This is a genomic window from Variovorax monticola (assembly GCF_051216855.1).
Lineage (GTDB): Bacteria > Pseudomonadota > Gammaproteobacteria > Burkholderiales > Burkholderiaceae_C > Variovorax.
This window is the reverse complement of the sequence record NZ_JBPJZP010000005.1, coordinates 123476-143958: the sequence shown is the minus strand read 5'-3', so window position 1 is coordinate 143958 and position 20483 is coordinate 123476. Positions and strand designations below refer to the sequence as shown.

Annotated in this window: 19 protein-coding genes; 7 read left to right on the top strand and 12 right to left on the bottom strand. The window is 67.7% G+C overall.

Annotated features, from left to right (window positions below):
* Window positions 1–78: 78 nt before the first annotated feature.
* From ACSFA5_RS18420 to ACSFA5_RS18400, 5 genes are all read right to left on the bottom strand, one after another.
* Window positions 79–1410: an ABC transporter substrate-binding protein gene (locus tag ACSFA5_RS18420; protein ID WP_435445497.1), complete on the bottom strand. Its 1332-nt coding sequence runs from the start codon at window positions 1408–1410 to the stop codon at window positions 79–81.
* A gap of 68 nt (window positions 1411–1478) precedes the next feature.
* Window positions 1479–2543: a branched-chain amino acid ABC transporter permease gene (locus tag ACSFA5_RS18415; RefSeq protein ID WP_435445496.1), complete on the bottom strand. Its 1065-nt coding sequence runs from the start codon at window positions 2541–2543 to the stop codon at window positions 1479–1481.
* Window position 2544: 1 nt separating this feature from the next.
* Window positions 2545–3474, bottom strand: a complete 930-nt coding sequence (locus ACSFA5_RS18410) for a branched-chain amino acid ABC transporter permease (RefSeq protein ID WP_435445495.1) — start codon at window positions 3472–3474, stop codon at window positions 2545–2547.
* 161 nt (window positions 3475–3635) lie between these two features.
* The gene (locus ACSFA5_RS18405; RefSeq protein ID WP_435445494.1) at window positions 3636–4421 is read right to left on the bottom strand and encodes an ABC transporter ATP-binding protein; all 786 of its coding nucleotides are present in this window, start codon (window positions 4419–4421) and stop codon (window positions 3636–3638) included.
* A complete protein-coding gene (locus ACSFA5_RS18400; RefSeq protein WP_435445493.1) occupies window positions 4418–6373 on the bottom strand; it encodes an AMP-dependent synthetase/ligase in 1956 nt (651 codons plus the stop codon). Before ACSFA5_RS18400 ends, ACSFA5_RS18405 begins: the two co-directional genes overlap by 4 nt.
* Window positions 6374–6457: 84 nt before the next feature.
* Here ACSFA5_RS18400 and ACSFA5_RS18395 point away from each other — a divergent pair, with 84 nt between their 5' ends.
* From ACSFA5_RS18395 to ACSFA5_RS18380, 4 genes are all read left to right on the top strand, one after another.
* Window positions 6458–7246, top strand: a complete 789-nt coding sequence (locus tag ACSFA5_RS18395; RefSeq protein ID WP_435445492.1) for a Crp/Fnr family transcriptional regulator — start codon at window positions 6458–6460, stop codon at window positions 7244–7246.
* Complete coding sequence (locus ACSFA5_RS18390) at window positions 7243–7719, top strand: hypothetical protein (protein ID WP_435445491.1); 477 nt, start codon at window positions 7243–7245, stop codon at window positions 7717–7719. Before ACSFA5_RS18395 ends, ACSFA5_RS18390 begins: the two co-directional genes overlap by 4 nt.
* A 62-nt stretch (window positions 7720–7781) precedes the next feature.
* Window positions 7782–8549 carry an SDR family NAD(P)-dependent oxidoreductase gene (locus tag ACSFA5_RS18385; RefSeq protein WP_435445490.1) on the top strand — a complete coding sequence of 256 codons (768 nt, stop codon included), beginning with the start codon at window positions 7782–7784 and terminating at the stop codon, window positions 8547–8549.
* Between the two features lie 32 nt (window positions 8550–8581).
* The gene (locus ACSFA5_RS18380) at window positions 8582–8839 is read left to right on the top strand and encodes a hypothetical protein (protein WP_435445489.1); all 258 of its coding nucleotides are present in this window, start codon (window positions 8582–8584) and stop codon (window positions 8837–8839) included.
* A gap of 169 nt (window positions 8840–9008) precedes the next feature.
* Here ACSFA5_RS18380 and ACSFA5_RS18375 read toward each other — a convergent pair whose 3' ends face one another.
* The 7 genes from ACSFA5_RS18375 to ACSFA5_RS18345 form a co-directional block, all read right to left on the bottom strand.
* A complete protein-coding gene (locus tag ACSFA5_RS18375) occupies window positions 9009–10040 on the bottom strand; it encodes an MBL fold metallo-hydrolase (RefSeq protein WP_435445488.1) in 1032 nt (343 codons plus the stop codon).
* Between the two features lie 61 nt (window positions 10041–10101).
* Window positions 10102–11085, bottom strand: a complete 984-nt coding sequence (locus ACSFA5_RS18370) for a Bug family tripartite tricarboxylate transporter substrate binding protein (RefSeq protein ID WP_435445487.1) — start codon at window positions 11083–11085, stop codon at window positions 10102–10104.
* Between the two features lie 156 nt (window positions 11086–11241).
* Window positions 11242–11823 carry a superoxide dismutase gene (locus ACSFA5_RS18365; RefSeq protein WP_435445486.1) on the bottom strand — a complete coding sequence of 194 codons (582 nt, stop codon included), beginning with the start codon at window positions 11821–11823 and terminating at the stop codon, window positions 11242–11244.
* 38 nt (window positions 11824–11861) lie between these two features.
* Complete coding sequence (locus ACSFA5_RS18360) at window positions 11862–12557, bottom strand: helix-turn-helix transcriptional regulator (RefSeq protein WP_435445485.1); 696 nt, start codon at window positions 12555–12557, stop codon at window positions 11862–11864.
* A 35-nt stretch (window positions 12558–12592) separates the two neighbouring features.
* Complete coding sequence (locus ACSFA5_RS18355) at window positions 12593–14029, bottom strand: efflux transporter outer membrane subunit (RefSeq protein ID WP_435445484.1); 1437 nt, start codon at window positions 14027–14029, stop codon at window positions 12593–12595.
* The gene (locus ACSFA5_RS18350; RefSeq protein WP_435445483.1) at window positions 14026–17118 is read right to left on the bottom strand and encodes a MexW/MexI family multidrug efflux RND transporter permease subunit; all 3093 of its coding nucleotides are present in this window, start codon (window positions 17116–17118) and stop codon (window positions 14026–14028) included. Before ACSFA5_RS18350 ends, ACSFA5_RS18355 begins: the two co-directional genes overlap by 4 nt.
* Window positions 17115–18233 carry an efflux RND transporter periplasmic adaptor subunit gene (locus ACSFA5_RS18345; RefSeq protein WP_435445482.1) on the bottom strand — a complete coding sequence of 373 codons (1119 nt, stop codon included), beginning with the start codon at window positions 18231–18233 and terminating at the stop codon, window positions 17115–17117. Before ACSFA5_RS18345 ends, ACSFA5_RS18350 begins: the two co-directional genes overlap by 4 nt.
* Window positions 18234–18430: 197 nt before the next feature.
* On the opposite strand from ACSFA5_RS18345, the gene ACSFA5_RS18340 reads away from it, so the two are divergent.
* Genes ACSFA5_RS18340 through kdpA form a run of 3 tightly spaced genes read left to right on the top strand, consistent with a single transcriptional unit; the run spans window position 18431 to window position 20476 of the window.
* On the top strand, window positions 18431–18571 hold the full coding sequence (locus ACSFA5_RS18340) for a hypothetical protein (RefSeq protein WP_435445481.1): 141 nt from the start codon (window positions 18431–18433) through the stop codon (window positions 18569–18571).
* Window positions 18568–18666 carry a K(+)-transporting ATPase subunit F gene (gene kdpF / locus ACSFA5_RS18335; RefSeq protein WP_093243136.1) on the top strand — a complete coding sequence of 33 codons (99 nt, stop codon included), beginning with the start codon at window positions 18568–18570 and terminating at the stop codon, window positions 18664–18666. Before ACSFA5_RS18340 ends, kdpF begins: the two co-directional genes overlap by 4 nt.
* A 1-nt stretch (window position 18667) precedes the next feature.
* Window positions 18668–20476 (top strand): potassium-transporting ATPase subunit KdpA, encoded by a 1809-nt coding sequence (gene kdpA, locus ACSFA5_RS18330; RefSeq protein ID WP_435445480.1) that lies wholly within the window; start codon window positions 18668–18670, stop codon window positions 20474–20476.
* The last annotated feature ends 7 nt before the right edge of the window (window positions 20477–20483 follow it).

Genomic DNA, 20483 nt, shown 5'->3' with positions numbered 1-20483 from the left:
GTCCGAAGCATTCGAAAGAACAGCGGGGCTGCTCTTTTGAATGGCGGCTCTTGCGAGCCGCCACGGCAAGTCAGTGCATCAGGACTGGCAGTCGGCCGCGTCGCGGCGCGCCAGTTTCTTTTCGCCGGCGTACTTCTCGGCGGCGGCCTTCACCATCGGCTTGATGATCTGTTCGTCGGCCTCGTACCAGTCGGACATGCCGCCCCACTTGGCGCCGTCCCAGGTGTGCACGCGCGCCCAGCTCGAGCCCATGTGGTCCTGGCACGAAGTGCTCACCGGACGCATCACGCCCGAGAAACCCAGCGCGTCCAGCTTCTTCTGGTCGAGCGCGAGGTTCTCCATGCCCCAGCGCACTTGCTCGCCGGTCATGACCTTGCCCTTGCCGAAGCGTTCCTGCGCGCGCCTGACGGACTCGACGCCGAGCATCTGGATGATCACGCCGCGGGTGTAGAGCACCGAGCCCACTTCGTCCTTCGGACCTGTGCCCTGGCCCTTGTCGTGCACCTGCTTGAGGATGTCCTGGATCACCTTGGGCTGCGTGCCCGAGGTGTTGAGCGCGAGCGCGTTGTAGCCCTTGGCGTTGGCGCCCACGTCCTTCACGTCGGGCTCGGCGCCGGCCCACCACACGCCGTACATCTTCTCGCGCGGGTAGCCGGTGGCCACGGCCTCCTTGAGCGCGGTGGAGTTCATCACGCCCCAGCCCCACAGCAACACGAAGTCGGGCTTCTGCTGGCGCACCTGCAGCCAGGCCGACTTCTGTTCCACGCCGGGCGCAGTCACCGGGATCAGCGACAGCTCGAAACCGTTCTGCTTGGCGCGCTCCTGCAAGAGCGGAATCGGCTCCTTGCCGAACGGCGAGTCGTGGTACACGAGGGCGATCTTCTTGCCCTTGAGCTTGTCCATGCCGCCTTCTTTTTTGCCGATGTGCTGGATCAGGATGTCGGCCGCGGTCCAGTAGCTGCCCATGAGCGGAAAGTTCCACTTGAACACGCCGCCGTCTTGAGACGCCGAGAGGCCGTAGCCCAGCGTGATCAGCGGGATCTTGTCGGTGGGCACCTTGTCGGTCAGCGCAAAGGTGATGCCGGTGGCTTGCGGATCGAAGAGGGCAACGCCCGGGCGGCCCTTCAGGCGCTCATAGCATTCGACGCCCTTGTCGGTGGCATAGCCGGTCTCGCATTCTTCATAAGCGATCTTCACGCCGTTGATGCCGCCGGTGGCGTTGATGTACTTGATGTAGTCCTGCTTGCCGTTGGCCCATGGCGTGCCGTTGGGCGCGTAGGGGCCGGTGCGGTACACCAGCAGCGGGAAGAACTGCTCCTTGGCCTGCGCGCTGGCCATCGATGGCGCGAGCATGGCGCCGAGGGTGCTGGCCACCAGGGCGGCGGTCAGAGCGAGCGATTTCAGTTTCATGCCTGTCTCCTTATGTGGGCACCTCGGTGCCGGGTTTTTTACGAACGAACGGGAATGCTGGAAACGAACTAGTGCGGGAAGGGCCACAGCCGCAGCTTCTCCTTGGCCGTGGACCACAGCCGCGCGAGGCCGTGCGGCTCGACGATCAGGAAGAACACGATCAGCGCGCCGAAGATCATGGTCTCCAGGTGCGAGGCCAACGCGGTCGAAATGGAGAAGCCCAGCCACGCGGGCAGCTGGTTCAAAAACAGCGGCAGCAGCACGATGAACGCCGCGCCGAAGAAGCTGCCCATGATCGAGCCGAGCCCGCCGATGATCACCATGAACAGCAGCTGGAACGAGCGGTCGATGCTGAACGCCGCCGGCTCCCACGCGCCCAGGTGAATGAAGCCCCACAGCGCGCCGGCCACGCCGACGATGAAGCTGCTCACCGCAAAGGCCGTGAGCTTGGCGTATACCGGGCGAATGCCGATCACCGCGGCCGCCACGTCCATGTCGCGCATCGCCATCCACTCGCGGCCGATGGCGCTGCGCACCAGGTTCTTGGCGAGCAGGGCGAACACGACCACGAAGCTCAGGCAGAACAGGTACTTCTGGATCGGCGACTCGATCGGCACGCCGAACACGTTGAGCCCCGCCACGCTCACCGAGCCCGAAGAAGAATTGTTGGTGAACCACTGGATGCGCAGGAACGCCCAGTCGGTGAAGAACTGCGCCGCGAGCGTGGCCACCGCGAGGTACAGGCCCTTGATGCGCAAGCTCGGAATGCCGAAGAGCACGCCGATCACCGTGGCGCACAGGCCGCCCAGCAGCAAGGATGCGATGAGCGGCATGCCCTCGATGCGCACCTGGAAGTTGTAGGCCGCATAGGCGCCCACCGCCATGAAGGCACCGGTGCCCAGCGAGATCTGGCCGCAGTAGCCGACCAGGATGTTCAGGCCCAGCGCGGCAAGCGAAAGAATGAGGAAGGGCGTGAGGATGGCGCGCATCCAGTAGTCGGACACGCCGAGCGGGACCACGATGAATGCCACGAGCAGCAGCACGAGCATCGCGATGCGGTCCTGCGCGATAGGGAAGATCTGTTGATCGGCGCGGTAGCTCGACTTGAACTGGCCGTTTTCTCTATAAAACATTTCAGACCCGATCGATGATTTTTTCGCCGAATAGGCCCTGCGGACGAACCAGCAGGAAGACCAGTGCGAGGACATACGCGAACCAGATCTCGATGCCCCCACCGAGCATGGGCCCCAGATAGATTTCAGACAGCTTCTCGCCCACGCCGATCAACAGCCCGCCGATGATCGCGCCCGGTATCGAAGTGAGCCCACCGAGGATCACCACCGGCAGCGCCTTCAGCGCCACCAGCGAGAGCGAGAACTGCACGCCCAGCTTCGAACCCCAGATGATCCCGGCCACCAGCGCCGAGAAGCCGGCCACCGACCACACGATCACCCAGATGCGCGACAGCGGAATGCCGATGGACTGCGCGGCCTGGTGGTCGTCGGCCACTGCGCGCAGCGCCCGGCCGGTGGCGGTCTTCTGGAAGAAGACGGCGAGCACCACCACCAGGGCCGCCGACACCAGCGCGGCGACCAGGTCTTCCTGGCTCAGCAGCAGGCCGCCTTCGAAGGTGCCTTGCAGCACCATCAGCGGTTCCTTGGGCATGCCCACGTCGATCTTGTAGATGTCGTTGCCGAAGATCGTCTGGCCCAGGCCGTCGAGAAAGTAGGCGATGCCCAGCGTGGCCATCAGGAGCGTGATGCCTTCCTGGTTCACCAGCTTGCTGAGCGCGAGCCGTTCGATGAGCCATGCCACGACGATCATCACCGCCATGGCCGCGATGAAGGCCAGGATGTTCGCGAGGATCAGGCTCTGGAAGCCGAACCACAGCGGGAACCACTCCGAGAAGCGCGCCATGGCCAGCGCCGCGAACAGCACCATCGCGCCCTGCGCGAAGTTGAAGACGCCCGAGGCCTTGTAGATCAGCACGAAGCCGATGGCGATCAGCGAATACAGCATGCCGACCATGAGGCCGCCGAAGAGGGTTTCGAGGAAAAAGCCCATGTCAGTTTCTTTCTCCCTCTCCCGCTTGCGGGAGAGGGTTGGGGTGAGGGCGAGCGGCGTTTAAGAAGCCGCTGAAGGTAGTGAGGCCGTCGGCCCTCACCCCGGCCCTCTCCCGCAAGCGGGAGAGGGGGCAAGACCGGAGGCCGTCGTGCGGTGTCATGTCAGTGCTCCACACCCAGATAAGCCCGAATCACGTCTTCGTTGTTCCGCACTTCGTCCGGCGTCCCGTCGCCGATCTTCTTGCCGTAGTCCAGCACCACCACGCGGTCGGAGATGTCCATCACCACGCCCATGTCGTGCTCGATCAGCACGATGGTCGCGCCGAACTCGTCGTTCACGTCGAGGATGAAGCGGCTCATGTCCTGCTTCTCCTCCACGTTCATGCCGGCCATCGGCTCGTCCAGCAGCAGCACCTGCGGCTCCATGGCCAGCGCGCGGCCCAGGTCGACGCGCTTCTGCAGGCCGTAGGGCAGGCGGCCCACCGGCGTCTTGCGGTGCGCCTGGATCTCCAGGAAGTCGATGATGTGCTCGACGAACTCGCGGTGTGCGAGCTCTTCCCGCTCGGCCGGGCCCCAGCGGAAGGCCTGCGCGAGCAGGCCGCTCTTCATCTTCAGGTTGCGCCCCGTCATGATGTTGTCGAGCACGCTCATGCCCTTGAACAACGCCAGGTTCTGGAAGGTGCGCGCCACGCCCATCTCGGCCACCTGGCGCGAGTTCATGTGCTTGAAGGTCTGGCCGCGGAAGGTGATGGAGCCCTGCTGCGGCCAGTACACGCCGTTGATGCAGTTCAGCATCGAGCTCTTGCCCGCGCCGTTCGGCCCGATGATGGCCCGCACCTCGTGCTCGCGCACGTCGAAGCTGATGTCCGTCAGCGCCTTCACGCCGCCGAAGCTCAAGCTGATGTTCTGCACGTCGAGGATGACCTCGCCGGTCTTTCGCGCGCTCATGCAGCCGCCTTCACGATGGGAAAGGTCTTCGCCTCGACGATCTTCAGCGTGGCATTCACCACGCCCGTGCGCCCGTCCTCGAACTTGACCTGGGTCTCGATGTACTGCTCGGTCCTGCCGCCGTAGAGCGCGTCGAGCAGCACCGCGTATTTTTCGGCGATGAAGCCGCGGCGCACCTTGCGCGTGCGGGTGAGTTCGTCGTCGTCGGGGTCCAGCTCCTTGTGCAGCACCAGGAAGCGCGCGATCTGCGTCTCGCCCATGCCGTCCTCGCCCGCCAGGTCGGCGTTGACCTTGCCGATGCACTCGGCAATGAGCGCCAGCACGTCGGGCTTGCCCGCCAGGTCGACGTAGCCGCCGTAGGCCAGCCCGCGCCGTTCGGCCCAGTTGCCCACGGCCTCGAAGTCGATGTTGATGGCCGCGCACACCTCGTCGCGCGCGTTGCCGAAGCACACGGCTTCCTTGATCTGCGGAAAGAACTTGAGCTTGTTCTCGATGTAGTTGGGCGCGAAGATCGCGCCGCCCACGAGCTTGCCCACGTCCTTGGCCCGGTCGATGATGCGCAGGTGCCCCTCGCTGTCGAGCACGCCCGCGTCCCCCGTGTGGAAGTAGCCTTCGGCGTCGAGCACCTCGGCGGTGGCGTCGGGGCGCTTGTAGTACTCCTTGAGCACCGACACGCCGCGCACCAGCACCTCGCCGTCTTCGGCGATCTTCAGCTCGATGCCCGGTGCGGCCGTGCCCACCGTCTGCAGCTTGACCTTGCCGTCCTGCTGCAGGCACACGTAGGCGCAGGTCTCGGTCTGGCCGTAGAACTGTTTCAGGTTCACGCCGATGGAGCGGTAGAAGCGGAACAGGTCGGGCCCGATGGCCGCGCCCGCCGTGTACGCCACGCGGATGCGGCTCATGCCCAGCACGTTGCGCAGCGGCCCGTAGACCAGCAGGTTGCCCAGGCCGTACATCAGCCGGTCGCCCGTGCTCACAGGCGCGCCGTTGAGGATGTCCGCGCCCACGCGTTGCGCCAGCACCATGAACTTCGCATACAGCCAGCGCTTCGGGCGGGCCGCGTCTTCCATGCGGATCGACACCGCGGTGAGCAAACCTTCGAAGGTGCGCGGCGGGCCGAAGTAGTAGCTCGGGCCGATCTCGCGCATGTCGTTCATCACCGTCTCGGCCGACTCGGGGCAGTTCAGCGTGAAGCCGCCCACCAGCCACTGCGCCACGGAGAACAGGTGGTCGCCCACCCACGCCATCGGCAGGTAGCTCATGATGTTGTCGCCGGGGCCGAGCCGGTCGGTCTCCACGCCGCCGCGGCCCGCCGCGATGAAGCTGGCATGCGTCTGGCACACGCCCTTGGGGCGGCCTGTGGTGCCCGATGTGTAGAGGATCACGCCCACGTCCGTCGCTTCGCCGCTGGCAACGGCGCGGTCGTAGTGGCCGACATGGGCCTTGTCGAAGGCCCGGCCCAGTTCGCGCAGCTGGTCGTAGCTGATGAGTCCCGGCTGGTCGTAGTGACGCAGGCCCTTGGGGTCGTCGTAGACGATGTGGCGGATCGCGGGGTAGCGCTCCTTCTGGATCTCGCGGCACTCCAGCAGCTTGTCGACCTGTTCCTGGTCCTCGACGAAGACGAACTCGATGCCCGCGTCTTCCAGCATGAACACCATCTCGCTGGCCACCGCGTCCTGGTACAGCGGCACCGGCACGCCGCGCAGGCTCTGCGCGGCGACCACCGCCATGTACAGGTGCGGGCGGTTGGCGCCCACGATGGCCAGGTGGTCGTTGGCCTTGAAGCCGAGGCTCGCGAGACCGCAGGCCATTTCGCGCACCTCCTGCGCCACGGCGTTCCAGGTCCAGGTTTGCCAGATGCCGAGGTCTTTCTCGCGCACGGCGGGCGACTCGGGTCGGGCCTCGGCATGCGCGAGCAGCAGACGGGGGAAGGTGGGGGCGGTTGTTTGCACAGTGGGCGGATCGTAGGTCTCACTTTGACGCCCGGGTGTCGTTCCAACGACAATCCTAGGGACACTACTCCCCGGAGTTTCCCGATGCCTCAAGGCAACACTCAACACGGTGCGTCTCACAGCGTGCTCGGCGGTTCGATCAAGGACCGCGTGCGTTCCCCCAATGCGGGGGAGCTCGACGGCATTCCCTGGCTGCCCACGCTCACGCCTGCCGAGCGCCGCCGCGCCGAGGCCACGCTGGTGGTGGGCGAGGCCGAGCCCGGCGACCTAGTGTGCCGCGTCGGCCGCTCGCCCACCTATTGGTTCGGCGTGGTCGAGGGCCTGCTCAAGATGAGCAACGACAACGCCGACGGCGGCTCGGTCACCTACACCGGCGTGCCGCCCGGCGGCTGGTTCGGCGAAGGCACGGTGATGAAGCGCGAGCCCTACCGCTACAACATCCAGGCGCTGCGCCGCAGCGTGGTGGCGGGGCTGCCCATCGAGAGCTTTCACTGGCTGCTGGACCACTCCATCGGCTTCAACCGCTTCGTGATGAACCAGCTCAACGAGCGGCTGGGCCAGTTCATCGCGGCGCTGGAGATCGACCGGCTCAACAACCCCGACGCGCGCGTGGCGCGCAACCTGGTGTCGCTGTTCAACCCGGTGCTGTACCCGGGCGTGGGCGAAGTGCTGCGCATCACGCAGCAGGAGCTGGCCTACCTGGTCGGCCTGTCGCGCCAGCGCGTGAACGAGGCGCTCAACGGCCTTTCCGCGCAGGGGTTGATCCGCGTGGAGTACGGTGGCCTGCGCGTGCTCGACCTGCCGGGCCTGCGCGTGAGCGCGATGTCGAACAAGAAGAACAACCCTTCCTCCGCGGAGGCTGAAACCCAATGACCCTCAAAGACCAGATCCAGATCGTGCCCGCGAACGCGCAGCCGGACTTCGTTGCGCCGACGCAGGGGCCTACGGCCAAGGCCAAGGCCGACAGCAGCGGCCCCACGCTTGAGGAAGCCATGGCGCGCAACGAGCAGCTGGCCGAGAAGCTCGAGGCGCTCGACGCGGTGCTCGCCAAGCCGCTCAGCGAGATCCTGGCCGACCGCGAGAACGCCGACGAGGCCGCGCTCGCCTGGGACCGCTTCGGCGCCATGTGGATGCTGTCGCAGCGCGCCATGCGCCGCGTGGCGCTCGACCTGGCGGCGCAACTCGGCGTGAGCGAGGAAGAGGTCGTGGCGCGTGCCATGACGAATGCCAACGCGGTGCTCAATGGCGCGGACGAAATCGACCTGGGCGGCACCGTGGCGCCCGCGCAGCTGCAGCACATCGCCAGGCATCGCGCCTTCCTGCGCAAGCAATTCAGGACCGGTTGAGCCGCGAGGCTTTTCGTTACCCCTTAACCTCCCGCCTTCTTTCCAGAAAGACCTATTCCCCGATGACCGCTTCTTCCCACCTCACCCTCATCACCGGCGCCTCCCGCGGCCTGGGCCAGGCCATGGCCGAACAGCTGCTGCAGGCCGGCCACACGGTGCTGGGCATTTCGCGCAAGCAAAGCCCCGCGCTGGCCGAAGAGGCCCAGGCCGCCGGCGTCGAACTCACGCAATGGGAGCAGGACCTGTCCGACCCGGTCGCCGCCGCCGCGCGCCTGTCGGCCTGGCTGCAGACCGTCGATGCGCAGCGCTTCGACAGCGTCACGCTCATCAACAATGCGGGCACCGTGGGCAACCCCGCGCCGCTGTCGGGTGCCGTGGCCGCCGAGCTGTCGCTGGCGCTGCGCATCGGCCTCGAAGCGCCGATGCTGCTGACCTCGGCCTTCCTGGGCGCCACGCGCGAATGGCGCGGTGCGCGCAAGGTGCTGAACATCTCTTCGGGCCTGGGCCGCAACGCCATGGGCAGCCAGGCGCCGTACTGCGGCGCCAAGGCCGGCATGGACCACTTCTCGCGCGCCGTGGCGCTCGAGGAAGCCCATGCGCCGAACGGTGCGCGCATCGTCTCGCTCGCGCCCGGCGTGATCGACACCGACATGCAGGTGCAATTGCGCGGCGCCTCGGCCGAGAACTTTCCGGACCGCACGCGCTTCGTGAGCATGAAGGAAGACGGCCGTCTCGACAGTCCCGCCACCGCGGCCGCCAAGGTGCTCAAGTACCTCGCGCGCGAAGACTTCGGCGCGAACCCCGTGGCCGACGTGCGCGACCCGGCCTGAGCCTCGCTTCAAAGAAGAAACGGCAGCACACCATGGCCACCTCCAAGTCGATCGACACCAACGACTACAAGCTCTTTCCGTCGCCGCGCAACGTGCACCGCGTCATCTTCGAACACCAGGTCTTCGTGCCGTACCCGTACGCGCTGATCGTGATCGACGAGTTCTATTTCAAGGGCCGTGCCAGCCTGTTCTCGGCCTGCCGGATGAGCGACGGGAAGATGGGGCAGGTGGTGACGTTCGAGCTGGAGACGGACGTCAATATCTTCAACACGAAGTTCGTGCCGGACTGAGCGGGGGGCTTCATTGACTTGTCCCCTCTCCCCTCGGGGAGAGGGTTAGGGTGAGGGCCTGCGGCCTGACAACATCGCACGGTCTTCATCGCTGCCGCCCTCACCCCGGCCCTCTCCCCAAGGGGAGAGGGAGCAAGAGCCGCAGCGGGGCGCGCGCTCTCTCAACTTGTCACTGCGCCATCGCGAACCGGTCGCGCTGCGCCTGCGCGCATTCCCCCATCACGTTCAATGCCCGCTCCACCGTCGGCGTGCCCAGCACGAACGGGTTCGCCGCCCCCGCCGGCTGCTGCCGCAACGCGGCCAGCTTGCCCTGCGAGCCGTCGTACCCCGAGTGGTTCGACACCAGCACGTCGATCTTCTGCGCCTGCGCCACCGTGCCCATGCGCCGCGTGGCGTCGATGTAGCTGCCCAGGCGCGGCACGTTCTTGCCGAAGTTGAAGGCCGTGCCGCCCCACAGCATGGCGCGGTGCGTCTGCCCGCCCGCGCGCACGTCGAACACCGGCGACAGGGTGCCCATGGTGTGGCCCGGTGTGACGTACAGCGTGACGGTGGTGTCGCCCAGCGTCAGGCGGTCGCCGTCCTTCGCCGACACGTCGCGCGCGCCGCGCTTGGGCGGGGCGCCCCAGACGGGCGTGGCGAATTCGAGCTTGGTCTCGGTCATCGTCCAGTCGGCCTCGCTCATCACCACGCGCGCGCCGTACTTCTGCGCCAGGTAGGGCGCGCCGCCGTAGTGGTCGCCGTGGCCGTGCGTGACCACCACGTACTTGATCTGCGCCGGGTCCAGGCCCAGCTTGCGCATGCCGCCTTCGATGAGCGCGGCGGCTTCCACCTGGTTGTTCAGCGCATCGATGAGGATGATGCCGTCAGAGGTCTGCAATGCCCAGGCGCTGACCCAGTCGGCGCCCACGAAGTAGAGGTTGTCGAAGGCCTTGCCGGGCGGCGGTGCCGGCTTGTCGATGAGGGCGGTGAGGCCCTTGTCGAGCTCGGCCTGCGGCGGCTGCGCGGCGGGCGCGGGCTTGCACAGCGTCAGCAGGGGGCCCAGGTCGGTGCCTGCCGATCGGGTGGCCGCCGCGACGTGGGCGGCGACGCTGGCGTCGGAAGGGGGCTGAAGCGAGGACTGGGCAGGCGTCTGCGCGCAGCCCTGCACGAAGGCGACGACCGCTGCCAGGGCGGCTGTCTTCAGGAAAGGCGAATGAACCATCGGTGTCTCCGTGCCGTCGGTGCGGCTTGTTCTGGAGACACCATTCTGCGACGCCGGGGGGTTATTCGATAGTCGCGCCCGAGGCTTGCACGATGCCCTTCCACTTCTCGTAGTCGGTCTTCAGCAGCGTGCCGAACTGGGCCGGCGTCATGCTTTGCGGCTCCGCGCCCTGGGCGATGATGGCGGCCTTCATTTCGGGCGTGGCCAGCAGCTTGTTGATTTCGGCGTTGAGCAGGCTCACCACGTCCTTGGGCGTGCCGGCCGGCACGAAGATGCCGTACCAGGTGCTCACGTCGAAGTCCTTGTAGCCGAGCTCGGCCACGGTGGGCGTGTCGGGCAGCGAGGTGCTGCGCCTGGCCGAGGTGACGGCCAGCGGACGCAGCTTGCCGGCCTTGATCTGCGCCATGGCCGAAGGCACCGACGACACCATCAGGTCGACGTTGCCGGCCAGCACGTCCATCATGGCCGCGTTGGAGCCCTTGTAGGGCACGTGGCGCATCTTGATCTTCGCGGCGCCGTTGAAGATCTCGCCGGCCAGGTGGATGGTGGTGCCGTTGCCGGGCGAGCCGTAGGTGATGGTGTCGGGCGCGGCGCGCGCGGCCTTCACCACGTCGTCGAGCGTCTTGAACTTGGAGTTGGCCTGCGTGACGATCACCACCGGCGTGTAGGCCACGTGGGCCACCGCGGTCAGGTCTTTCACGGGGTTGTAGCTCAGGTTCTTGTAGAGCCAGGGCGCCACGACCATGTTGTCCTTCTGGCCCATCACGATGTCGTAGCCCGTGGGCGCGGCGCGCGCGGCCTCGGCGATGCCGATGGTGCCGCCGGCACCGCCGCGGTTGTCGGGCACCACGGTCCAGTGGTTGGTCTCGGTGAGCTTCTGGGCCACCAGGCGCGCCAGGATGTCGGTGCCGCCGCCGGGCGGGAAGGGCACGATCATGCGGATCGGCTTGGCGGGGTAGGCCGCGGGTTGTGCGTGCGCGGTGGCCGTGAGGGCCAACGGAAGTGCCAATGCGATGGCCAGCGCGCCGAGGTGTCTGCGGATCATGGGATGTCTCTTTGTAGGGGTCGATGCGGGCTTGCAGTTGTCGTCGTCACTGCACCGAGGGTGCAGTGTGCCGCAAGGGACGCCCATCGGTTCTCTTCATTCGCGATGGGGCCCGTATCGACCGGCGGGGGGCTGTGTGCTCCCCCCGATACCGACTCAACCGAAGTTCTTGGCCGCGAAGTCCCAGTTGGCCAGCTTGGCCAGGAAGGTCTCGACGAACTTCGGACGCAGGTTGCGGTAGTCGATGTAGTAGGCGTGTTCCCAGACGTCCACGGTCAGCAGCGCGGTGTCTGCGGTCGTCAGCGGCGTGCCGGCGGCGCCGGTGTTCACGATGTCCACCGTACCGTCGGCCTTCTTCACCAGCCACGTCCAGCCCGAACCGAAGTTGCCCACGGCCGACTTCACGAAGGCTTCCTTGAAGGCGTCGTAGCTGCCCCACTTGGCATCGATGGCCGCGGCCAGCGCGCCCGTCGGTGCACCGCCGCCCTGCGGCTTCATGCAGCTCCAGAAGAAGGTGTGGTTCCAGATCTGCGCGGCGTTGTTGTAGATGCCGCCGCTGGCCTTCTTCACGATTTCTTCCAGCGTCAGGGCTTCGAACTCGGTGCCCTTTTGCAGGTTGTTGAGGTTCACGACGTAAGCGTTGTGGTGCTTGCCGTAGTGGTACTCGAGGGTTTCCTTCGAATACTCGGGGGCCAGGGCGTCGAGCGCGTACGGCAGGGGTGGGAGCTTGTGTTCCATCGTGGTTCCTTTGTGGTTGTTGAAAGCGGATTCGGCGTTCACGCAGCTTCGGGCGCGTTCGCCTTCGGTTCGACCCGGTAGGCGCACCGCCGCGCGCCCGCCAGGACATGCTCGACGCGGCTGACGGTCACGTCCGGCCCCAGCACTTCGTCGAAGAGTTGCAGTTCACTGCGGCAAAAACCCGTGCAGGCCTGTGCCGCGGTGCAGATGGGGCAGTGGTTCTCGATGAAGAGAAAGGCCTGGCCCGGGCCCTCTTGGCCCTCCTCGTCCGGCCGGAACTCGGCCATGTAGCCCTCGCGGCTGCGAATTTCGGCCAGCCGCTCCAGCCGCGTCTTCAGGCTGCGCGCGCCGCGCAGGGCCTCGGTGTAGGCGGTGCGCATGGCGGCCTCGCGCGCGCCGATGAGCTGCTCCATGCCCTTCTCGCCGAACACGCTGATGACGGCGCTGATCATCTGCACCGTCATCTCGGCGTGGGTGTCGGGAAAGCGCTTGTGGCCTTCCCTGGTGAGCCGCCAGATCTGCGTGGGCCGGCCGCGCCCGCTGGAGCGGCTCTCGGCGTCGACCAGGGCGTCGGCCTCCAGCTTGCTCATCTGCTGGCGCACCGCCTCCACCGTCACGTTCAGCACCTTGGCGATGTCGGGAATGCCGAGCGCGCCGCGCGTCTTGAGCGTGGAGAGGATGCGGTCTGCCGGCTGGTGCGGCATCCACGCGGGCTTGGCATCGGGTGCGGACATGGCGGGTTCGGTCGTGGAGGTCAACGCTGCCATTGTCAGGTGGTTGGACCGCCCTTTGCCTGTGCGGGTGCTTGCCAGCCGCCGCCCAGCGCCTTGTAGAGCGCCACCAGGCTGGTGTAGGAGGCGGTTTCGGCCTCGGCCACGGCGTCCTGGGCGCGCAGCAGGGTGCGCTGCGCGTCGAGCACGCTCAGGTAGGGGGCCGCCCCTTCGCGGTAGCGCACCTCGGCCAGTTCGGCGGCGCGGCCGCTGCGCGCCGAGGCTTGCGCCAGCCGCTGCAGGCGCAACTGGTTCTGGCCGTAGCCGGTGAGCGCGCCTTCCACGTCCTCGATGGCGCGCAGCACGGTCTGCTCGTACAGCGCGCGGTCGCCCTCGGCGCGGGCCTCGGCGCCGCGCACGCGGGCTTTCACCGAACCCAGCCTCAGGGCGGGCCAGCTCACGCCGGGCGTCACGCTGAAGGCCCGGCTCGACGAACTGCCCAGGTCGGCACCGCGCAGCGCGATGAAGCCCAGGAAGCCGCCGATGTCGAAGCGCGGGTACAGCTCGGCCGTGACCGCGCCCACGTCGGCCGTGCTGGCCGCCAGGCCGCGCTCGGCGCGCATCACATCGGGCCGGCGGCGCAGCAGCTCGCCCAGGTCGCCGATGGGCAGGCGCTTGTCGAGCACGCGCAGCGCGCGCGGCTGCAGCAGGGGCGCCAGTTCGGCGGGGCGCAGGCCGGCCAGCACCGCGACGCGGTAGGCGGCCTGCCGGCGTGCGGTCTCCAGCGCGGGCAGCTGACTCTCGGTGGTCGCCAGGTTGGCCTGCGCGCTGGCCAGGTCGCCTTCGAGCGCGCGGCCGGTCCGCACCTGCGCCTCGGTCACGCGAAGGCTGCTGCGAAGGCTGTCCAGCGTGCGGCGCGTCACGGCCATGCGCTGCTCGGCGCCGCGCATCTCGTAGTAGTTGCGGGCCAGTTCGGCCACGGCCACGATGCGCACCTGCTCCAGGTCGGCCGCGCTGGCCTCGGTGCGCGCGGTGGCGGCGTCGTCGAGCCGTTGCAGGCGGCCGAACAGGTCTATTTCCCACGCGGCGTCGAAGCCCGCGCGACTGCTCTGCGACAGCGAACGCACGTCGGTCTGCGTGCTGCTGTTGCCTTGCGCGATGCCGCGTGTCTTGCTGGCGCCGGCGGTGACCACCGGCAGCCGGTCGAGTTCCGCCTCGGTCTGCGTGGCGCGGGCTTCGCGCAGGCGGGCCTGTGCGATGCGGATGTCGTGGTTGCCGGCCAGCGCGCGGTCGATGAGCGCATCGAGCTGCGCGTCGTCGAGCTGATGCCACCAGTCGCGCTGCACCGCGTCGTCGGCGAACAGCGAACGCTCGGGCGCGGAGATGACGACAGGCACATCGGCAGGCGCGGTGTACGTCGGGCCGACCGCGCAGCCCGCAAGCACCAGCGTGCTCAATGCAAAGGGAAGGGAGTTGAAAAGTCTGTTCATGGTCATGCGCCTTCGGCCAGGCCGTCGAGTTCGGCCGCGCGTTGCGAGCGGCTGGCCGGACGGTGGTCGCGCGCCAGCAGCGTGTACATCGTGGGCAGCACGAACAGCGTGAACAGCGTGCCCACCAGCATGCCGACCACGATCACCAGCCCGATGCTGAAGCGGCTGTTGGCGCCCGCGCCGCTGGCGAACAGCAACGGCACCAGGCCCATCACCATCGCGGCCGTGGTCATCAGGATGGGGCGCAGCCGGATGCGCGCGGCCTCCTCGATCGCCGTACGCCGGTCGAAGCCCTTGTGCATCTGGATCTCGTTGGCGAACTCCACCATCAAGATGCCGTGCTTGCTGATGAGCCCGATGAGCGTCACCAGCCCGATCTGCGTGTAGATGTTGATGGTGCCGAAGCCCAGCGCCAGCGGCACCAGCGCGCCGCAAATGGACATCGGCACGCTGACCAGAATGATCAGCGGGTCGCGCAGGCTCTCGTATTGCGCGGCCAGCACCAGGTAGATCACCACGATGGCGAACACGAAGGCCATCACCAGTGCCGAGCCCTCCTGCGTGAACTGCCGCGCGTCCGACTGCCAGTCGTAGCTGAAGCCAGCGGGCAGCTTCTTTGCCTCCTCGCTCAGGAAGGCCACGGCGTCGCCCATGCTCACGCCCGGCATCGGAATGGCCTGGAAGGTGGCCGCGTTGAGCTGGTTGAACTGCGTGAGCTTGTTGGGCCCCACGCTGGTCGACAACTGCACCAGGTTGGCCAGCGGCACGCTCTGGCCGCTCGCGCTCTTCACGAAGTAGCGCGACAGCGCCTCGCCCGTCAGGCGCTGGTCGCGCGGCGACTGCGGAATCACGTCGTAAGAGCGGCCGTCCATGCCGAAGCGGTTGACGTAGTTCTCCCCCACCAGCACCGCCAGCGTGTCGCCGATGGCCTTCATGGTCACGCCCATGCTGTTGGCCTTGGCACGGTCCACGCGAATCTCCACCGTGGGGTTGTTGAACTCCAGGTCGCTGTCGACCACGGCGAACTTGCCGCTGTCGCGCGCCGCCTTCTTCAGCGTTTCCATCGCCTCGAACACGGCGGCGTGGCCGCCCGCGCTGCGAATGACCATCTGCACCGGCAGCCCGCCGGTGGAGCCCGGCAGCGAGGGCAGCTGGAACGCGAACACGCTGCTGCCTTCCACGTCGTTCATGCGCGCCTGTGTGTCGCCCTGGATCTGGTCGGCGCTGCGCTGGCGGCTCTTCCAGTCCGAAAGCTGCACGCCGCCGATGCTGTTGGCCACCCCGTCGGAGCCGTTGATCAGCCAGCGCCCGGTGTTCTCGGGCAGCGTGGCGAACACCTCGTCCCACTTCTTGCCGAACTTCTCGACGTAGTCGATGTTGGCGTGCTGCGGCGACTTGATGGCCGTGAGCACCATGGCCTGGTCTTCGCCCGGTGCCAGCTCGCGCTGCGCCGCGTTGTACAGAAAGGGCAGGCTCGCCAGCACCACCGCGGCGAAGGCGCCCGTCACCCAGCGGTGGTGCAGCGACACGTCGAGCAGTCCGCCGTAGGCGCTGGACAGCCGGTGGAAGAACGACTCGGCGGCGCGCGCCATGCGGCTGCCGGTGGTGTCCCGCGGCAGCAGGAACGAGCTCATCACCGGCGACAGCGTGAGCGCGATCACGCCCGACACCACCACCGCGCCGGCCAGCGTGAAGGCGAACTCCTTGAACAGCGAGCCCGTGAGCCCGCCCATGAGGCCGATGGGCGCGTACACCGCGGCCAGCGTGAGCGTCATGGCAATCACCGGGCCGGCCACTTCGCGCGCGCCGATCAATGCGGCCTGCACGCGCGACTTGCCTTCCCCGATGTGGCGGTGCACGTTCTCCACCACCACGATGGCGTCGTCCACCACCAGCCCGATGGCCAGCACCATCGCCAGCAGCGTCAGCAGGTTGATGCTGAAGCCGAACAGCTGCATCAGCGCGGCGGCACCCAGCATCGACAGCGGAATGGTCACCACCGGAATCAGCACCGCGCGCACCGAGCCCAGGCACAGGAAGATCACCAGCACCACGATGGCGATGGCCTCCAGCAGCGTCTGCTGCACCTCGTCGATCGACGCCTCGATGAAGCGCGCCAGCTCGAAGGGCAGCTGCACCTCCACGCCCGGCGGCAGGTTCTGCCGGATGCCGGGCAGCAGGTCGCGGATGCGCTTCACGATCACCAGCGGGTTGCCGTTGGGCGCGGCCTGCAGGCCGAGGTAGATGGCGGGCACGCCGTCCATGGTGGCGTTGCTGTCGGCGCTCGCGGCGCCCAGCTCCACCGTGGCCACGTCGCCCAGGCGAACGAGGGCGTCGCCCCCACCGTCGGCCTGGCGCTTGACCACCATGTCGCGGAACTCGGCCACGTTCACCAGGTCGGTGTTCACGCGGATGTTCGACACCACGTACAGGCCCTTCACCTGGCCCGGTGCGGCCTGCACGTTGTTCTGGCGCAGCGCGTCGGCCAGCTCGCCGGCCGAGATGCCGCGCGCGGCCATGCGGGCGGGGTCCAGCCACACGCGCATCGCCAGCGTCTGCCCGCCCGACACCTCCACGCCCGACACACCGGGGATGGACGCGAACTGCGGCTGCACCACGCGCGACAGGTAGTCTGTGAGCGCGGGCATCGGCATCGTCTTGCTCGAGAAGCCGACGTAGGCCACGGCCGTGGCCTCGCCCGACGACTTCAGGATGACCGGGTCGAAGGCCTCGGCCGGCAGCCGGTACTTCACCTGGCTGACCTGCGCCATCGCCTGCGTGAGCGCCTGGTTGGCGTCGGCGTTGAGCTTCATGCGCACGCTGATCACGCTGCGGCCCAGCGTGGAAGACGACGACAGGTAGTCGACGTTCTCGATGGTCGCCACCGCCTGCGCGATGGGCTGCGTGACGAAGCCCTGCATCAGCTCCGGCGAGGCGCCGGGGTACTGCGTGGTGATGGTGAGCGTGGTGCTTTCGGTCAGCGGGTACTGCCGCACCGGCAGGTCGCCCAGCGCGCGGGCGCCCAGCAGCAGGATGAGCGTGCTCACCACCAGCGCCAGCACGGGCCGGCGCACGAACAGGTCGGTGAACTTCATGGCCGGGACTCCTGCAGGGCCAGCGTGTCCTTCTCGGTCGGCGCCACCGGGGCGCCGCTGTACAGCCGCAGCTGGCCCGAGGTGACGACCTTGTCGCCGGGCATCAGGCCTTTTTCTATGACGACCCGGCCGTCCTGCCGGTCGCCGGCCTTCACGAACACCTGCTGGGCGCTGAAGCCGTCGCCCTTGCCGTCTCCCTGGTCGGCGGCGCGCACCACGAACACCGAGTCGCCGTGCGTGCTGTAGGTCAGCGCCGTTTCGGGCACGGTGATGGCGTCAGGCCGCGCGGGCAGCGCCACCTTGCCGTTGACGAACATGCCCGGAGCGAGTGCGCCGTCGGCGTTGTCGACGCTGACCTGCAGGCGCACGGTGCGCGTGTCGGTGCCGATCTGCGGCTCGATGATGCTGAGCCGGCCCTGGAACACGCGGCCCGGATAGGCATCGACCGAGAGCGCCACCTGCTGGTGGCGCTGGAGCACGGGCAGGGCGTTCTCGGGCAGCGTGAGGTTGGCGAACAGCGTGCGCGCGTCGGTGAGCGACACCAGCGCGTCGCCCGCCCGCACGAACTGCCCGAGGTTGACGCGGCGGATGCCCAGCACGCCGTCGAACGGCGCCTTGATCTGCTTCTGCTCGCGCACTGCCTGCGCGCGCTTCAGCTCGCCGCTGGCCTGGTCGAAGGCGGCCTGCGCCTGTTCGAGCTGCTCCTGCGTGGCGGCCTGCTGCGGCAGCAGGCGGCGCGTGCGCTCCAGCAGGGCGCGGGCGTTGGCGCGCTGGGCCGTCAGGCGCGCCAGGTCGCCCTGCTCGGGCGCGTCGTTCAGCTGCACCAGCAACTGGCCCGCGCGCACCGCGCCGCCGGGCGTGAACAGGATCTTCGACACCCGCCCCTCCACCTCGGCCGGCACCTCGACCTGTCGGTGGGCCTCCAGTGTGCCGATGCCGCCGAGGAAGCGCGCCACCTCGGTCTTCCTGGCGATGGCAACCGCCACCTTGGCCGGCGGCATGCCGCCGGCCTGCGCATGCGCAGGCTTCAGCTTGCCGGCAAGCCCGTAGCCCGCGCCCCCCAGCACCACCACCGCGAGGCCGGCGCCGAGCCAGGCCCTTGAACGTGTCTTCATCGTCAGTCCGTCATTTATCAAAGTAATTGCTTTGATTATTAAACGACGCCGACGGTGCTGTCGAGCGTGGCGTGGCAATGACCCCGGCAGGGGCGCGTTTTTACGCTTTCTTTATGCGGCCCCGACCACTCTGTTCCCCGTTTTTACGCACCGATCCCGAGACTGAAGGCCTTGTGTTTCGCTCCAGGAGCAATTGAATGGACATCGTCTGGATGGGCGCCTTGCTGGCGCTGTGGGCTGTGGTGGGGGCCATGGTGGTCGGGCTGAACAAGCTCGACGCGCCGAACCCATCGAAAGTGTCGAAGGCGTCGAACGCCGCTGACGGAGCCGCATCGTGATCAGCCTCGAAGTCCTGTACGGCTTCGGCGCCCTGATCGCCGTGATCCTCTTCGCCTACCTCGTGTTCGCGCTGATCTGCGCGGAGGAGTTCTGACATGACCGCCTCCGCCTGGGGCCTGCTGGCCCTCTTTCTCGCGGTGCTGGGCATGCTCGCCTGGCCCGTCGGCAAATTCCTTGCCGCGATGTGCAACGAGCGCCTGCCGCGCTGGATGCAGCGCGTCGAGGCGCCGCTCTACAAGCTCGCGGGCACCAGGCCCGAGCAGTCGATGCACTGGCTGCGCTACGCGCTCGCGCTGCTGGCCTTCAACGCCATCGGCGCGATCTTCCTGTACGCGCTGCAACGCCTGCAGGGCTGGCTGCCGCTGAACCCCGCGGGCATGACCGCCGTGTCGCCCGACTCGGCCTTCAACACCGCGGTGAGCTTCGTGGCCAACACCAACTGGCAGGGCTACGCCGGCGAGTCGACCATGAGCTATCTCACGCAGATGCTCGGGCTCACGGTGCAGAACTTCATGTCCGCCGCGACCGGCATCGCGGTGGCCTTCGCGCTGGTGCGCGGCTTCGCGCGCAGGGGTGACGGGGCCGAGGGCAAGGGCCTGGTGGGCAACTTCTGGGCCGACGTCACGCGCATCACGCTGTGGGTGCTGCTGCCGATCTCGTTCGTGCTTGCCATGGTGTTCGCGGGCCAGGGCGTCATTCAGAACTTCGACGCCTACAAGACGGTGAACACGCTGGAGACCACGGCCTTCCAGCAACCCAAGAACGGCCCCGACGGCCAGCCGCTGAAGGACGACAAGGGCCAGCCGGTGATGGAAGACGCCACCACCGCCACGCAGACCCTGGCCATGGGCCCGGTGGCTTCGCAGGAGGCCATCAAGATGCTGGGCACCAACGGTGGCGGCTTCTTCAACGCCAACTCGGCGCACCCCTACGAGAACCCGAACGCGCTGGTGAACCTGCTGCAGATGATCGCGATCTTCCTGATCCCGGCCGCGCTGTGCTTCACCTTCGGCCGCGTGGTGGGCGACATGCGCCAGGGCTGGGCCGTGCTCGCCGCGATGACGGTCATGTTCGTCATTGCCGTGATCGTCATCACGCCCGCCGAGCAGGCCGGCAACCCGCTGCTCGCCTCGCTGGGTGTGGACCAGGTGGCCAGTGCGCTGCAGTCCGGCGGCAACATGGAAGGCAAGGAACTGCGCTTCGGCATCGACGCCTCCGCGCTGTTCGCCGCCGTGACCACGGCCGCCTCGTGCGGCGCGGTCAACCTGATGCACGACTCGCTCACGCCGCTGGGCGGCATGGTGCCGATCGTGCTCATGCAGCTCGGCGAGGTGGTGTTCGGCGGCGTGGGCTCGGGCCTGTACGGCATGCTGATCTTCGCGATGCTGGCGGTGTTCATCGCCGGCCTGATGATCGGCCGCACGCCCGAGTACCTGGGCAAGAAGATCGAGGTGCGCGAGATGAAGCTGATTTCCATCGCCATCCTGGTCACGCCCATCCTGGTGCTGGCGGGCACGGCGGTGGCGGTGGTCGCGGGCGCCGGCAAGGCCGGCATCGCGAACCCCGGCGCGCACGGGTTCTCCGAAATCCTGTACGCGCTGACCTCGGCCGCCAACAACAACGGCAGCGCCTTCGCGGGCCTGTCGGCCAACACGCCGTTCTACAACGGCCTGCTCGGGCTGGCCATGTGGCTGGGCCGCTTCGCGATGATCGTGCCGGTGCTCGCCATTGCCGGCTCGCTCGCGGCCAAGAAGCGACTGCCCGTCACCAGCGGCACGCTGCCCACGCACGGCCCGCTGTTCGTTTCGTTGCTGATCGGCACGGTGCTGCTGGTCGGTTTGCTCAACTATGTGCCGGCGCTGGCCCTGGGCCCGATCGTCGAACACCTGGTGCTCTGGAAATAAGAAGGAG